General features: G+C 28.6%; 10 protein-coding genes, 1 riboswitch and 1 other annotated feature. Of the genes, 8 read left to right on the top strand and 2 right to left on the bottom strand.

Going from position 1 to position 15,654, the window contains the following annotated elements; genetic code table 11:
- Positions 1-230: 230 nt before the first annotated feature.
- Both NQ543_RS11850 and NQ543_RS11845 read right to left on the bottom strand, forming a co-directional pair.
- The gene (locus tag NQ543_RS11850) at positions 231-371 is read right to left on the bottom strand and encodes a hypothetical protein (protein WP_154645962.1); all 141 of its coding nucleotides are present in this window, start codon (positions 369-371) and stop codon (positions 231-233) included.
- A gap of 368 nt (positions 372-739) precedes the next feature.
- Positions 740-2,143 carry an alanine/glycine:cation symporter family protein gene (locus NQ543_RS11845; RefSeq protein WP_004610913.1) on the bottom strand — a complete coding sequence of 468 codons (1,404 nt, stop codon included), beginning with the start codon at positions 2,141-2,143 and terminating at the stop codon, positions 740-742.
- A 258-nt stretch (positions 2,144-2,401) separates the two neighbouring features.
- On the opposite strand from NQ543_RS11845, the gene NQ543_RS11840 reads away from it, so the two are divergent.
- The 8 genes from NQ543_RS11840 (at position 2,402) to NQ543_RS11805 (ending at position 15,370) form a co-directional block, all read left to right on the top strand.
- Positions 2,402-3,820, top strand: coding sequence for an NAD(P)/FAD-dependent oxidoreductase (locus NQ543_RS11840; protein ID WP_004610915.1), 1,419 nt, complete (start codon positions 2,402-2,404; stop codon positions 3,818-3,820).
- A 103-nt stretch (positions 3,821-3,923) separates the two neighbouring features.
- Positions 3,924-4,159, top strand: a binding site (T-box leader).
- Positions 4,160-4,191: 32 nt separating this feature from the next.
- Entirely contained in the window at positions 4,192-5,682 is a 1,491-nt protein-coding gene (lysS, locus tag NQ543_RS11835) for a lysine--tRNA ligase (RefSeq protein WP_004610916.1), read from the top strand.
- A 1,744-nt stretch (positions 5,683-7,426) separates the two neighbouring features.
- Positions 7,427-12,046: a S8 family serine peptidase gene (locus NQ543_RS11830; protein ID WP_004610917.1), complete on the top strand. Its 4,620-nt coding sequence runs from the start codon at positions 7,427-7,429 to the stop codon at positions 12,044-12,046.
- A 134-nt stretch (positions 12,047-12,180) separates the two neighbouring features.
- A complete protein-coding gene (locus tag NQ543_RS11825; protein ID WP_004610918.1) occupies positions 12,181-12,450 on the top strand; it encodes an aldo/keto reductase in 270 nt (89 codons plus the stop codon).
- Between the two features lie 21 nt (positions 12,451-12,471).
- Positions 12,472-12,870 (top strand): flavodoxin family protein, encoded by a 399-nt coding sequence (locus tag NQ543_RS11820; RefSeq protein ID WP_336254213.1) that lies wholly within the window; start codon positions 12,472-12,474, stop codon positions 12,868-12,870.
- A 42-nt stretch (positions 12,871-12,912) separates the two neighbouring features.
- Positions 12,913-13,677 carry a dihydrofolate reductase family protein gene (locus NQ543_RS11815; RefSeq protein ID WP_039904815.1) on the top strand — a complete coding sequence of 255 codons (765 nt, stop codon included), beginning with the start codon at positions 12,913-12,915 and terminating at the stop codon, positions 13,675-13,677.
- Positions 13,678-13,776: 99 nt separating this feature from the next.
- Complete coding sequence (locus NQ543_RS11810; protein ID WP_004610921.1) at positions 13,777-14,742, top strand: type I phosphomannose isomerase catalytic subunit; 966 nt, start codon at positions 13,777-13,779, stop codon at positions 14,740-14,742.
- Between the two features lie 160 nt (positions 14,743-14,902).
- A complete protein-coding gene (locus NQ543_RS11805; RefSeq protein ID WP_004610922.1) occupies positions 14,903-15,370 on the top strand; it encodes a DUF1648 domain-containing protein in 468 nt (155 codons plus the stop codon).
- Between the two features lie 121 nt (positions 15,371-15,491).
- A riboswitch (adenosylcobalamin (AdoCbl) riboswitch) is annotated at positions 15,492-15,614 on the top strand.
- Positions 15,615-15,654: the final 40 nt, after the last annotated feature.

Below are 15,654 nucleotides of genomic sequence, written 5' to 3'. Positions count from 1 at the left end.
ACCTTTTTCAAGGTAGTTTTCATCATGCCCAAAAACTACAAATACATATTCACTTTTTAAAGAACTTTACTAGTTGATTCATAAAATCAGGAAGCTTATTATTTTCAGACTTTTTCATCAAAAACTCTTGATTTTTATATAGTTAGCTTTTTAAAAGAGTTGTTTCCTTGTCATAAAAAGTATTATCGATAGGTTCTTCACTTCCATCAATAGCTAAAAGACAATAACCTTTATAAGTTTGTCTTTTTAATAAAATTATCAAAAAGAAATTTAAAAACATTAATCTTAATTTTATTTCTGGCCTGTATACAAGCTAAAGCAGTAAGAGTATCAATAGAATAATCATTCAGTTTTAATAATTTATCTTTCAAAGAATCAGTTTCCATACAAATGATATGATTGATAATAGTAGAGAAATTAAGTTTACAATTTAGGATAAACTCAGTATTGAGATTTTCAACGAAAAGAGAATGAGAATTATTTAATGTTATAATACAATGATTTAAACTTTTTTAAATGTTAGCAATTTTAAATAAAAAAGAGGACACTGATATTTTGTATCAGTGTCCATAATGTTATTTCCTTAACTTAATGATTACATTGACTTATGGATTTCTTCTTACTTTAGGATAGATGTTAAATAGAGACTTATTAAATGATTGACAAGTATAAATCTTTTATTTTTAGTTATCTATTATTGAGTAAAAACAATCTACTCTTTTTATTTTTAAATAATTATTTAATTTTTTTGTTTTTTTAAATTAATTTCATTCCAATATGTAGTTCCTTTTATATTTAATTTTTCTGGGTTAAAAACAGGATCTATATTAGATTTCTTTTGACAGCAATAATCATTTAAACATTTAATAGCAATCTTGCCAAGAAATAAAATTACGATAATATTTAAAATAGCCATAAAGCCCATTAATATATCGGCTAAATTCCAAATAGTATTAAAATTAGCTTGCGCTCCAAGGAAAATAACAATGATAGTAATAATTCTAAAAATAAATAAAATCTTTTTATTATTAATAATAAATTTTAGATTACTTTCAGCATAACAATAATTTCCAATTAAAGATGAAAAAGCAAATAAAAATATTGAAATTGTTATAAAGTGTATACCATACTCACCAATCTCTACAAAAATTGCTTGTTGAACATATGGCATACCTGTTAATCCTGAATCTGTTCCATAATTTAATAACATAAATGCTGTAGTAGAACAAATTAAAATAGTGTCAATGAAAACAGAAATGGTTTGAACTAGTCCTTGTTTAACAGGATGAGAAACATCAGCAGTAGCTCCAGCATTTGGAGCTGAACCCATTCCTGCTTCATTTGAAAATAAACCTCTTTTTATTCCATACATTACACAAGAACCACTAAACCCACCAATTATAGCATTAAAATCAAATGCTTGACTAAATATATCAGCAAAAATTGTAGGAAGTTTATCAATATTAGTAAGTGTAATATATAGCCCTATCAATATATATAAAACAGCCATAATTGGAACAACAGTGGAACTAATAATTCCAATTCGATGTACACCACCAAAGATAACTAATGCAGTTATAAGAGCTAAAATAATACCGATAATAACACTTACTACTTGATTATTTTCAAAATAATATTCAACCGCACTACTAACATTATAAGCTTGCAGTGGATTAAAACCAAAAATAAAACAAGCAATCAATAGACAAGAAAAAACAATTCCTAACCAACGTTTCTTTAAAGCTTTTTCAATATAATAAGCTGGCCCTCCTCTAAAAGCCTCGCCATCTTTTTCTTTATATACTTGAGCTAAAGTTGACTCAATAAAAGCACTAGCACCTCCAATAAAAGCAGTTAGCCACATCCAAAAAATAGAACCAGGGCCACCTGCAGCTAAAGCAGTAGCAACACCAGCAATATTACCTGTACCAACTCTTGAAGCAGTAGAAATCATCAAAGCTTGAAATGATGAAACACTGTTTTCATGTTTTGATTTTTCCTTTAATAAACGAATACCTTCAGGAAATAATCTAAATTGCACAAATTTGGTTTTTATTGAAAAATATAAACCTGTTACTACAAGTAACAAAATTAAAATATTGCTATATAAGAATTCATTTAATATGCTAAGAAAATTTTGCATATTTCAACATCCTTTCTTAAATTAATTTAATGTGCTTTTCAAGCACACTTTTTCTATATTATCATGATTAATTAAATGTGTAAATGTTATTATAAAAATGAATTATAAAATATAATATGTACTTTTGTAAAAAAAATATACAAATGCAAATATTTAATAATGTAAGTTTTTATCTTGTTAATTATAAAATATTGAAATTAAAAAAAATATTGATTATAATTAGTAGGGTTAGCATAAAACCCAGAACGGAGCGATCAAATGAACAAAAATTATGATGTTGTGGTTGTTGGAGCTGGTCCAGCAGGAATTATGGCTTGTTATGAATTATATCTAAAACAACCAGAATTGAAAGTATTGCTTATAGATAAAGGACAAGATGTAATGAATCGTCATTGTCCAATTAAAGAAAAGAAAATAAAATCATGTCCGATTATAAAAAACAATGAGCCTGGATGTTTACCAGCATGTTCAATTACTGCAGGATTTGGAGGAGCTGGTGCATATTCTGATGGCAAATTCAATATTACTAGTGAATTCGGTGGTTGGTTAACTGACTATTTATCTACAGATGAAGTAGAAGATATTATTCAATATGTCGATAATCTTTATTTAAAACATGGTGCAACTAAGGAAATTACAGATCCTACAACAGATAAGGTCAAAGAAATTGAACATCGTGGATATGCTGTTGGATTAAAATTGCTTAGAGCTAAAGTTCGTCATTTAGGAACTGAAGAAAATTTAAGAATAATGACAGAAATGTCTACTAAATTAAAAGAACATATTGATATGTTGTTTAAAACAGCTGTTAAAGAGGTTTTAGTAGAAGATAATCATGCTAAAGGTGTAATTTTAGAAAACGGTGAAGTAATTAATGCTAAAAAAGTTGTTTTAGCACCAGGACGTGATGGTTCAGCTTGGTTGACAAAAGTATTGAAAAAACATGGCTTAGAACTTTATAATAATCAAGTTGATATTGGGGTTCGAGTGGAAACAAGTAATATTGTTATGGAAGAAATTAATAATAGTTTATATGAGGGTAAATTTATATATAATACAAGTGTTGGAACTAAAGTAAGAACATTTTGTTCAAATCCATCAGGACATGTTGTAATTGAAAATCATAGTGGAACAATGTTAGCTAATGGACACGCTTATCATGATCCTAAATTAGGAAGTAAAAATACTAATTTTGCTTTATTAGTATCTCATACATTTAGTGAACCTTTTAATGAACCAAATGAATTTGCTCATGAGGTAAGTCGTTTAGCAAATAAATTATCAAATGGTTCTGTAATGGTTCAAAGATATGGTGATATCAAAAGAGGTAGAAGAACAACAGAAAAACGTTTAAAAGAAGGTTATACTGTTCCAACTCTTAAAGAAGCTGTTCCTGGTGATTTAGGTTTAGTTTTGCCCTATAACACGATGAAATCAATCATAGAAATGATTGAAGCATTAGATAAAGTAACACCTGGTATTGCCAATGAACATACTTTATTATACGGAGTTGAAGCAAAATTTTATTCAGCTCGTCCAAAAGTTCGAGAAGGTTTTGAATGTGAAATTGATGATTTATATGTTGCCGGTGATGGTGCTGGTTTAACAAGAGGATTAGCTCAAGCTGGTGCAAATGGTATTATTGTAGCACGACATATTATTGATCATATTAAATAGAAGTCTTACATAGATAAGGCTTTTTATTTATGGATTAAAATAATTAGTTTAGAAAGATTGATATTGACAATATATATAATATAAGTTAAGATTACAATGATGAATAAAGGCGATGAATAGAGGAGTAATTGTATTTTGATCATTCTAGAGAGTCTCGGCTGGTGGAAAGAGATAATGATAGGTATAATGAAAAAAGACTAGGAGCTGTATCTAGGATATTTAAATTGATTAGATAACGTGAGCCACGTTACAGGCAAGACTATTATTTGATAGTTAATGAGGTTAATAAGGTGACTTATTAATGAAATAGGGTGGTACCACGATACTTTCGTCCCTTTGGGATGGAAGTTTTTTATATTTAGGAGGAAAAAATGGAAGAAAGAAAGTTTAGTGAACAGGAATTAGTTCGTCGTGAAAAGTTACAAGAATTAATTGATAAAGGAATTGATCCATTTGGACAAAAATTTGATGTAACAGCATATTCTAAAGAAATTAAAGAAAAATATGGTGATAAAACACATGAAGAATTAGAAGAAATGGTAGTTGAAGTTAAACTTGCAGGAAGAATTATGACTAAACGTCGTAAAGGTAAAGTTTGCTTTATGCATATTCAAGATCGTGAGGGTCAAATTCAATTATATGTTCGTAAAGATGCAATTGGTGAAGATGTATATGAACTTGTAAAAAAAGGTGATATTGGAGATATTATTGGTGTAAAAGGAACAGTGTTTATGACAAATACTGGTGAATGTTCTGTTAAAGTTGAAGAATATACACATTTAACAAAAGCATTACGTCCTTTACCTGAAAAATATCATGGTTTAACTGATGTTGAAGAACGTTATCGTCGTCGTTATGTTGATTTAATCATGAATGAAGATGCTCGTAAAATTGCTTTTACAAGACCAAAAATTATTCGTTCAATTCAACATTATTTGGATAATAAAGGTTATGTAGAAGTAGAAACTCCAGTACTAAATCCAATTTTAGGAGGAGCTAGTGCAAGACCATTTGTTACTCATCATAATACGTTAGATGTAAATTTCTATTTACGTATTGCAACTGAATTATCATTAAAAAGATTAATTGTTGGTGGAATGGATGCTGTTTATGAAATTGGACGTTTATTTAGAAATGAAGGAATGGATCGAACTCATAACCCAGAATTTACAACAATTGAAGTTTATAAAGCATTTAGTGATCTTGAAGGAATGATGGATTTAACGGAAGGAATTATTTCAAATGCTGCAAATGAAGTATGTGGAACTTATGAAATTGAATATAAAGGTCATAAAATTTCATTAGCTCCTGGGTTTAAACGTATTTCAATGACAGATGCTATTAAAGAAAAAACAGGAATTGATTTTGCCGGAGATATGACATTTGAAGATGCTAAAAAATTAGCTGAAGAACATCATATCGAAATTGAACCACATTATGAATATGGTCATATCATTAATGAATTCTTTGAAAAATATGTAGAAGAAACAATTGTAGATCCAACATTTGTTTATGGGCATCCAGTAGAAATTTCACCATTAGCAAGAAAAAATCCGGAAGATCCACGTTTTACACAACGTTTTGAATTATTTATCTGTGGTAATGAATATGCAAATGCTTTTAATGAATTAAATGATCCTGATGATCAATATGAAAGATTTGCTAATCAATTAAAAGAAAAAGAACTTGGAAATGATGAAGCAAACGAAATGGATTTAGATTATGTAGAAGCATTGGAATACGGATTACCACCAACAGGTGGAATGGGTATGGGTATTGATAGACTTGTGATGTTATTAACTGGTCAAGAATCTATCCAAGAAGTTATCTTGTTCCCACAAATGAAACCAAGAGGAAAATAATTTGAATTAGAAAGTATAAAATAGCCAAAAATAAGCATACTTGAAATTAAGTAGATTATATGCTATAGTCTATTCATAAATTAGATGACATTATGTCAATGAAAAAAGGTTAGAGTGGTAGCTCTAACCTTTTTTAACTTTTAGAGTGGTTTATCACTAGGCTGGTTATTGTTATAAGTGTCTATCTAGCTATTTGCATATGTAATAAACGATTACATTAGCCATAACAGCTATTACTAATTCAGATAACTTTACATTCAGGTGTAGTATGTCAAATACAAAATATTTATACAATTATAAAATAAAAAGTATATTTGATTTTTATTTAAGGATTTGAGATATAATCATCAAGAATGGAATGATGATTAAATAAAATTGAACTATTTTTAGCTACATATTGTCTTAAATAGATAAAACTTAAAATAATATTTTTACATTTTTTTGCGTAATAATGTAAGCAATAACTTTTAAAAATAGGTAATTTTTTAATAAAAAAATAATAAAATAATAAAAAAGTAGTATTATTTATTGTTGATTTGTTTTTTTTTTGATATAGTAGACTTATAATATTTCTATTTTACCTGCCCATGGCTCAGAAGCTTTTGGAAGAGAAAAATGCAGATTTGTCCGGGAAATTTGTCATAGTTTGTTTTTTAAATGCTTTAATATAAAAATGTCGGGGAAGCAGATAAAACGAAATATTAAAGTGGTACAATGGGTTAAGAAATCTGTGCAATATATTTTATATATAGAAAACTAGATTTTAGGTGTGCCATTTTATTTTAGAAAGCTAACTATATAGGAATTAATATATTTTATTAAAGTTGGCTGATACTTATTAGAATTTGAAAAGTGAATGATATATATTGAAAACAATAGTTCCTGTAGCTTATATAAATGTTCATCTATATTATTTATTTTGTGTATATCATAGACGTGTTAACATTTATTAAAATTATGATTGAGTGTGGCTGAATCTGTATACATGTATTCAATGATATATAAATTCATGAAGAGAGTGAGAGTCTTGTTTTGACGATGCTGTTTGGGGAAATGTTGTATTGTCACAATTGATATGAACTTGAATTTATACGTGATGCTAGAATAAAAGTATTGTATATTATTAGTTTTATTTAATGTGGATGTAATCCTAGAGATAAAGAGAATAAAAAATTAAGATTTTTAATAAGTTTAATGGGCATATATTTTAAGGGTTATCACATTATTTATATTTAGTAATAGCAGTATTTCTAGAATCATCAAGATTTATAGTTAATCTTTTATTATTAAAAGAAGTAATATTTTTAAGATAAGCAACATTATCAAATTTTTCAATATAGTCATGTGAGATGTAGTGTATTTAGATTTTAACAAAAATTATATTTAAGGCAAAGAATGTCTCTATGATGATTGAATGTTTCAAAACGAACTAGCATTGGTATTTTTAAAAGAATTGATTTAAAAAAATGTTAAAGAAGTATTTTACATAAGAATTAGTGATCAATACTTGAATTTACTAACATTAATAGAAATAAGTTTTGTATAAAGCATATACTTTTGTATTTATGTAGATACAACGTTATAAGTAGCGTATCAAAAAAGTTTGAAAAATGTAAATTATTATCACTAAAATATACAAAGTCAACAAGAGTCTTTCTAAGTTAATCTTGCTATTAGAAGAAAAAATCAAAATATATATTCATTTTTATAATTCTAAGCAAAATTTAAACAGAAAGGAAAAGGTATGACATTTATAGATTATTTAACAGACATGAATGTTATGCCAGGGGAAGATGAATTTATGAAAAAAAATTCAGTTAAAAAGTTTTTGGTAAGTATTCTCGCTGTAACAACAATGTTTGGTACGTCGGTTTCGACAAGCGTAGCATTAAATGGTGAAAATACGGCGACTAGCGGTGGTGCTAATCTTTTGGATGAGCTTACTGCAGGAGAAACAATTTCTACTAAACAGTATGCACCGGATGAGATTGTAACAGTAGTTGTTGAATTAGATGGTAAAACTACTTTAGACGTAGATGAATATGTTACTAAGTTTAAAAATGATAGTATTGCTTATTCTACTGATGAATCTGTAACTGCTTATCGAGCAGATATGGTAAGTCAACAAGATAAAATAAAAAAAGAAATTTCAGAATTTGCTCCTGATACAGTATATAAATATCACTATACTAATTTACTTAATGGTTTTGCAGCACAAGTTGAGTATCAATACATAGAAAAAATCAAAAAGTTAGATGGAGTAAAATCTGTTTACATGACACAAACTTATAATTATGATGCCAATTGGCAAGAAGAAGAAAATGCAGAATACATATCTTTGGAAGATTATTATGAACTTACTGGATGTGATGCTATTGATGTAAGCAAGTCTGTTAAATCTGATGCTGGTTCTGCTAGCCAAATGGGGCTTGAAGCAGCTTGGGAAGCTGGTTATACTGGTGCGGGCAAAGTTGTTGGAGTTTTTGATAGCAGTATCCGTTACACACATAAATTATTTTCTTATATGGATCCTGAAGTAGAAAAAGCTGGTGAAGCTGGTTTACTTTCTAACTATAAAACAAAAGAAAATTTACTTGATGTTGTTAAAGCAAATCAAAGTACATTAAACTTATTTGTAGAAGGTTGGGGAAGTTGGTTCCATGGTTTTGATGAAACTGGTTTTTCAGAAGATGTACAACAAGATATTTTAAATGGAGATTTCTATTATAACTCTAAAGTTCCATTCTCTGTTGATTATGCTTGCGGTGATTTAGATGCATGGGATGGGGATTCTAGTAGTCATGGTACACATGTTAGTGGAATTGTTGCCGGTAATGGCGGTGAAGGTTATGATGAAATTTCCGGCGTTAAAGGTGCTGCTTATGATGCTCAAATCATGTTCTTTAAAGTATTTGATGAAAATGATGATTTTGGTCAAGAATCTGATGAAGCCGTATTTGCTGCTTTGGATGATGCAGTTACTTTGGGTGTAAATGCATTTAACTTATCTCTTGGTATTCCTAATGGGTTTACAACTATGAATACTTACGCTCAAGCTGGATATCAACAAGCTTATAATCGTGCACATGCTAGCGGTATTACTATCAATATTTCTGCAGGTAATGATGCTCGTGATAGTCATCCAGGAGCGCTAGTTAATGGATATACTACATTATTACCTAATAGTTCAGCAGGTGGATTCTCTGGTTCATTATACGCACCTATGACTGTTGCTTCAGCTCAAGGTATAGGATATTCTTATATTAACAAATACACAGAAACTACTGCTACTGCTGTAAATTCAAATAGTGAAACTGTTAATACTATTATGATTAGTGATCTTTATAGTCCGGCACTAGGTGAAGTATTAAATGGTACTTATGAATTAGTTGATTGTGGTGATGGTTCTTCCATTACACAAGACTTAACTGGTAAAGTAGCTTTAGTAAAACGTGTTTATGGTTATGTTCCTTATGATGAAGCAGGTATCATAGCTGCTCAAGAAAATGCTTATAAAGCTGGTGCTGTGGCCGTATATATGACTTTTGATTATTATAGTGATTATTTTGGTACTAATGGTTTATGGACTGGTGCAAGTGGTGAAAGCATTCCTGTTTTTGCTGGTACAGCTACTAGCAGTGATGTTTATAATGCTTTAGTATCTGCTATTGCTAATGGTACTGTAAATGTAACTTTCTCTTCAGAAGATAAATCTGAAACTATAACTCGTAATTATAATGATAACGGACCAGCTGGTTCTACTTCTTGGGGTGTAAGTGAATCTATGAATTTAAAACCAGATGTAATGGCTCCAGGAGGAAATATTTGGTCTGCAGGAGCATCATCAGATACTGCACTATCTTCAAAGAGTGGTACTTCTATGGCTTCACCAAATGCAGAAGGATTATTTATTCTTGCTCAACAGTATGTAGATGATAATCTTGATACTTTTGGAGTAAAAACTGGAACTCATGAATATGTTGAATTGATAAATCAGTTAGTAGCTTCTACTGCAATAGCTTATCAACCATTTGTAAGTTCAGAAGATTTGACACGTCAGAACTTGTATTTCTCTCCAAGACGTCAAGGTGCTGGTATGGCTAATATTGAAAATGTAATTAATAGCTTGGTTTTATTACGTAATGATACTGTATTTGATCCAATTACTGGAGATTCTCCTCGTACTAAAGTACAATTAGGTGATAAATTAGGTACAACTTTTGATATTACATTTAATATGGATAACTACGATTCTGTAGCAAAGACATTTGATGTACTTGCATGTCTTCAAACTGATAATACTACAGAATCAGATGGACGCACTATTATTGCTCCTGTTAATACTTATGGTTCAGATATTGATGCAATTGAAGATGGTGTAATGAAAGTTACTGCTGTTTCTAATGGTACTATTGTCAGTGAATCTAATAATATTAACCGTTATGGTAATGATGCATCTGCAACAAAAATTTCTGTTCCTGCTAATAGTTCAACTAAAATTACAGTTAGTGTAACTTTGAATGAAGAAACAATGAAAGCTTATGATGAAAAATATCCTAATGGTATGTTCTTAGAAGGATTTGTTTTCTTTGATAATGTAGATTCTGATTATGAAACTCTTAGCATTCCTTATTTAGGATTTAGAGGTGATTGGAATGCAGCTCCAATCTTTGATTTAGCAACTGCTTATGATGACATCAGTGAATTAGATACTACTGATGAAAAATATCCATTGTTCCATACAACAACTTTAAATTCTTTAGTTGATGGATATGATGTGGTTTTAGGTGCAAATCAATTTACAGGAACATCTTTACCAGATTACTTTGGAGGATCTTCTACAAGTTATTACAATACAATTCGTAGCTATTTAGATGATCTTCGTACAAATGGTGAATTAAATGGTTCTTATGTTACTATATCTCCAAATGAAGATGGTAAGGATGATATTGCTTATGCAGCGCTTTATTTATTACGTAATGCCAAAGCACTATGTGTAGTAATTAAAGATGAAAATGGGAATGTTGTTAATGTAATTGGTCCTGAATATGAATATTTTGAAGCAAAAGTTAATGACGGTAATAGAACTCAACAAGCTGCTTTAACTTATGGTACTAAATATAATCGTGAAATGTATTGGGATGGTACAGATTCTGATGGTAATCTTGTAAAAGAAGGTACTTATACTTTTGAAGTTCGTGCTATACAAGAATATGAATATCTAAACTCTGTAGACTATGGTGATAAAGATTCATGTTTAGATGTTTTAATGAATTCTGATAATGTTCAAACACAATCATTTGATGTAAATGTGGATGTAACTGCACCAGAAGTTGATTTAGCTTTAACTAATGACAAAATTCTTACTATTAATGCAAGTGATAGATCTGGTATCCAAGCTTTAGCTGTTTATTATAAAGATGCTCGTGTTAGTGATATTATTCGTGTAAATAACACTGAAGCAGATTTAACTATTAATTTAAATGATTTGATTGAAAATATATCTGATGATTTTGATGTAAATGATTTAGAAGTTCAAGTTGTAGATTATGGTATGAATATTGCTGAAGCTTCTGCTACAACTGCTGATAAGACTGCTTTACAAATTGCAATAGATTTAGCTAATGCAATCACTGATGAAGATTTAGAAAATGTTGTACCAGCAGTAGTTGATGAATTTAAAGCTGCTAGAGATGAAGCTAATGCAGTTTATAATGATTTAACAGCTTCACAAGAAGAAGTAAATAATGCATTTGATCGACTTGCAAATTCTATGCATATGTTAGACTTTGAAAAAGGTGATAAAACAGCATTAAAAGCATTTATCGATAAAGTTAGTGGATTAGAAGCTGATAAATATACAGAAGCTACATGGACAGCATTTGAAACAGAGTTAACTGAAGCAGTAGCTGTATATAATGATGAAAATGCAATGCAAGAAGAAGTAAATAATGCATACAGTGAATTAGTAACATCATTCTTGAATTTAAGATTAATTCCAGATAAGAGTTTATTAGAAGAATTAATCAACAAAGCAGAAGGATTAAATTTAGCTAGCTATAGTAAAGCAACAGTTCAAATTGTAAATGATGCTTTAGAAAATGCTAAAAACGTATTAACAAATAAAAATGCAACTCAAAAAGAAGTAGACAATGCTAAAGCTACATTAGAAAAAGCGATCAATAGCTTAGAAGCTAATGTAAATACACCAGCAGATAACACAGTAAGTACACCAGTAAATAATGGTGATACAACTACAAGTGTAAAAACTGGAGATGAAAGCTTAGTAGGAATGTTTACAAGTTTAGGATTATTGGCTTCATTAGGTGCAATTGCTTGTCTTAAAAAAAGAAAAAATAATTAATATACAATAAATATTTAAAACTACCGAGTTAATCACTTGGTAGTTTTTATATTGCTTTTTTATAATATTGTTTAGACTTAAAAATATGGTATTCAATTAAAGCATGGGCTCCGTTTGCTGAAGGAAGAAATAATATGTTTTCTAATCCAGAATTAAAAGCGATTGGTGAAAAATATGAAAAAACAGTTGCTCAAGTTATTTTAAGATGGTTAGTTCAAAGAAATATTATCCTATTATCAAAATCTGTTAAAAAATCAAGAATGAAAGAAAATATTAATATTTTTGATTTTGAATTGAGTAAAGAAGATATGGATAAAATCAGTGAAATGGATAAAAAAGAAAGTTCATTCTTCTCACATTATGATCCTTCAATTGTAGAAATGATTGCAGGGTTACATCAATAGGAGAATTATTTTGTAAATGTAATTTTAATTAATGGAAGCCCCAATGCAAAAGGATGTACGTATACAGCACTTGAAGAAGTTGCTAAAACATTAGAAGCAGAAGGGATAGAAACTGAAATTATCCATGTAGGTAATAAGGATATTAGAGGATGCATTGGCTGTCGTAAGTGTAAAACAGATGGAAAATGTGTGTTTAATGATATTGTAAATGAAGTTAGTGATAAATTTGCTAAATGTGATGGAATTGTAATTGGCTCACCTGTTTATTATGCAAGTGCAAATGGAACATTAATTTCATTTCTAGATCGTTTATTTTATAGTTTAGATTCTGCAAATATCCTTTTAACAAAAGAAGAAATTGCAAAAATAGATGCAATATTAGATAAAATACCAATGTCTAGTTTATATGGTAGAAAATAACAAAATATAATTATCAAAGACTTATAAATAAGGAGTGGTATGATGAATAGACCATACATTATATGTCATATGTTACAATCAATCGACGGAAGAATTTCAGGACAATTTTTTCACGATGAAAATACACAAAACTTATCAAGCATTTATAAAGAAATGAGCAATCAATTTAATGCTGATGGAATTATTTATGGAAGTGTAACAGCTAAAGAAATCTTTACCTATGGTAATCCTAAACAAATATATACTGATTCAAAACAAAATATAGAAAAAGAAGATTTTATTGTTGAAAATGAAAATAAAGAATGGATAGTAGTATTTGATCCTCAAGGCACATTAAATTGGAAAGAACAATCATTAAATAATTTTAGATTAATAGGTAAAAGTGTTGTTGTAATACTTTTAAATAATGTTTCAATGGGTTATCTAGATCATCTAAAAGAACTTGGGATATCATATATTTTAGGTGGTGAAACAAAAATTGATTTGCATCATGTAATGGATATCCTTTATATAAAATGTAAGATTAAAAAACTTTTATTACAAGGAGGCGGAATTTTAAACGGTTCTTTTGTAAATAAAAATCTAGTTGATGAAATCAGTTTAATTATTGCTCCAGATATTAGTGTTTCAAATAAAGCAACATTATGTTTTGAAACTAGTTCATATTCAAAACAAGAAGTTTTGTCACAATATATAATTACAGATACTAAAATACTCTCTTGTTCTGGAGTATGGCTACACTACAAAAAAGAATTTAAGCTATTTAGGTATTGTTTATTTAAACAATATCTTTTTATCTCTAATTAAATAAAAAAATTATTTAAAATACACATATATAATATTTACATAAATTGTTTATTTAATATAATATTAGTAGATAACAATACAAAGCAAAGGAGATTAAGTATGGAAATATTAAAATTGGATCCAGCGATAAAAGATTATCTTTGGGGAGGTAGAAAATTAGTAGAAAAATTTAATAAGGTTAGCGATCTAGACAAAGTTGCTGAAACATGGGAAATGTCAAATCATAAAGATGGTAGCAGTATCGTTATAAATGGTGAATATAAAGGCTTATCTTTTAGTGATTATTTAGAAAAAAAAGGAAAAGCTGTTTGGGGTAGAAACTGTGAAAAATATGATAATTTTCCTATCATGATTAAATTTATTGATGCAAAACAAGCATTAAGTATTCAAGTGCATCCTGATGATGAATATGCATTAAAAAATGAAGGTGAATTTGGAAAAAATGAATTTTGGTATGTTTTAGAAGCTGAACCAGATGCATTTTTATATTATGGTGTAAATCAAGAAATGACAAAAGAAGAATTTAGACAACACATCGAAGATGATACTGTTTGTGATTATTTAAAAAAAGTTCCAATAAAAAAAGGAGATTGTTTTTATATAAAAGCAGGAACAATCCATGCAATTGGAGCAGGATCAGTTATTGCTGAAATACAACAATGTTCTAATTCAACATATCGTGTATATGATTTTGGACGTTTAGGTGCAGATGGAAAACCAAGAGAATTACATATTGATAAAGCAGTTGATGTTTCTTGTCTTGTGCCTAGTGAAAAAAATGGGGATCCAGAAGGAACTATTGAAAAACTAGATGGTTATACTAAATTGTTACTTACTGATAATGATTATTTTACTTGTGAAAGATATGATGTAACTAAATCATATAATGGACAAGCTAGCTTTGATAGTTTTCAAGCTCTTACTATTTTGAATGGTGAAGGAACAATTGTCTATGATGATAAAACTTTAGATATAAAAAAAGGTGACAGTGTATTTATTCCAGCACAAGAAGGAGCTTATCAGGTAAACGGAGAAGTAAGTTTTATTAAAACATTTGTACGATAAAAAGATTAATTATACCTAATGAAAATCAAGCTGTATCATAATTTTTAGTTATGTATTACAGCTTTTATTATTTATAGATAATCGATTATATTGAACATATATATAAAGTGTACTAGAATATTATTAGTAAATAAGATTTAGTCTATATGAGGTGCTATTTATGGAAATAAAACATAATAAATTAGATACTATTGCTGAAGTATTTTGTATGATTTTATTAATTGTGACAACTTTATACACGATTTATATGTATATTCAGTTACCTGAAAAAATACCAATTCATTATGATGTAGCAGGAGTTATTGATCGATATGGAAATAAAACTGAAATATTTATTTTATTGATAATTACATGGTTTATGTATATTGGCTTATCAGTAGTAACTAGAATACCACAATTTTGGAATACAGGGGTGAGTGTAACTGCTGAAAATAAAGATAGAGTTTATTGTATATTAAAAAATATGTTAAAGATTATAAAGATGGAAATAATTGTAATATTTTGTTATCTAATTTATAATACGACGACATTGTATAACTTACCAAAATGGTTTGTTTCAGTATTTTTAGTATTGTTATTTTCAACAATGTTAATATCATTTATTGTTTTAATAAAAAAAGCAAAATAATATTAATGGATTTGATTATTGATATTTTTAAGCATATTCATATTAAGAGATTACAGATGTAATCTCTTTTAATAATGATAAACTTGACATAGAATAAATATCTTATAAAATAATATTGAAAAATTAATATTATAGGAGCAACTTTGGTGAGATTCCAGGACTGTCCCGCAACTGTAATCTATTTTATATAGTAGTCAGGTGTCCTTTTTGATAAAACTTTTCGATGTAAAGAGTTTTATTTTAAAGGAGCAGTATGCTCTTTTTTATTTATTATTTATTAGGGG

Origin of the sequence: Thomasclavelia spiroformis DSM 1552 (assembly GCF_025149465.1) — a bacterium.
GTDB classification, from domain to species: Bacteria; Bacillota_I; Bacilli_A; order Erysipelotrichales; family Coprobacillaceae; genus Thomasclavelia; species Thomasclavelia spiroformis.
The sequence above is the reverse complement of the archived record's forward strand: the minus strand, read 5'-3'. Positions and strand labels throughout refer to the sequence as shown.

Excerpts from the sequence above, each read along its gene's own strand:
- NQ543_RS11845 (WP_004610913.1), bottom strand. The coding sequence starts at position 2,143 with ATGCAAAATTTTCTTAGCATATTAAATGAATTCTTATATAGCAATATT.
- NQ543_RS11840 (WP_004610915.1), top strand. The coding sequence starts at position 2,402 with ATGAACAAAAATTATGATGTTGTGGTTGTTGGAGCTGGTCCAGCAGGA.
- lysS (WP_004610916.1), top strand. The coding sequence starts at position 4,192 with ATGGAAGAAAGAAAGTTTAGTGAACAGGAATTAGTTCGTCGTGAAAAG.
- NQ543_RS11830 (WP_004610917.1), top strand. The coding sequence starts at position 7,427 with ATGACATTTATAGATTATTTAACAGACATGAATGTTATGCCAGGGGAA.
- NQ543_RS11825 (WP_004610918.1), top strand. The coding sequence starts at position 12,181 with ATGTTTTCTAATCCAGAATTAAAAGCGATTGGTGAAAAATATGAAAAA.
- NQ543_RS11815 (WP_039904815.1), top strand. The coding sequence starts at position 12,913 with ATGAATAGACCATACATTATATGTCATATGTTACAATCAATCGACGGA.
- NQ543_RS11810 (WP_004610921.1), top strand. The coding sequence starts at position 13,777 with ATGGAAATATTAAAATTGGATCCAGCGATAAAAGATTATCTTTGGGGA.
- NQ543_RS11805 (WP_004610922.1), top strand. The coding sequence starts at position 14,903 with ATGGAAATAAAACATAATAAATTAGATACTATTGCTGAAGTATTTTGT.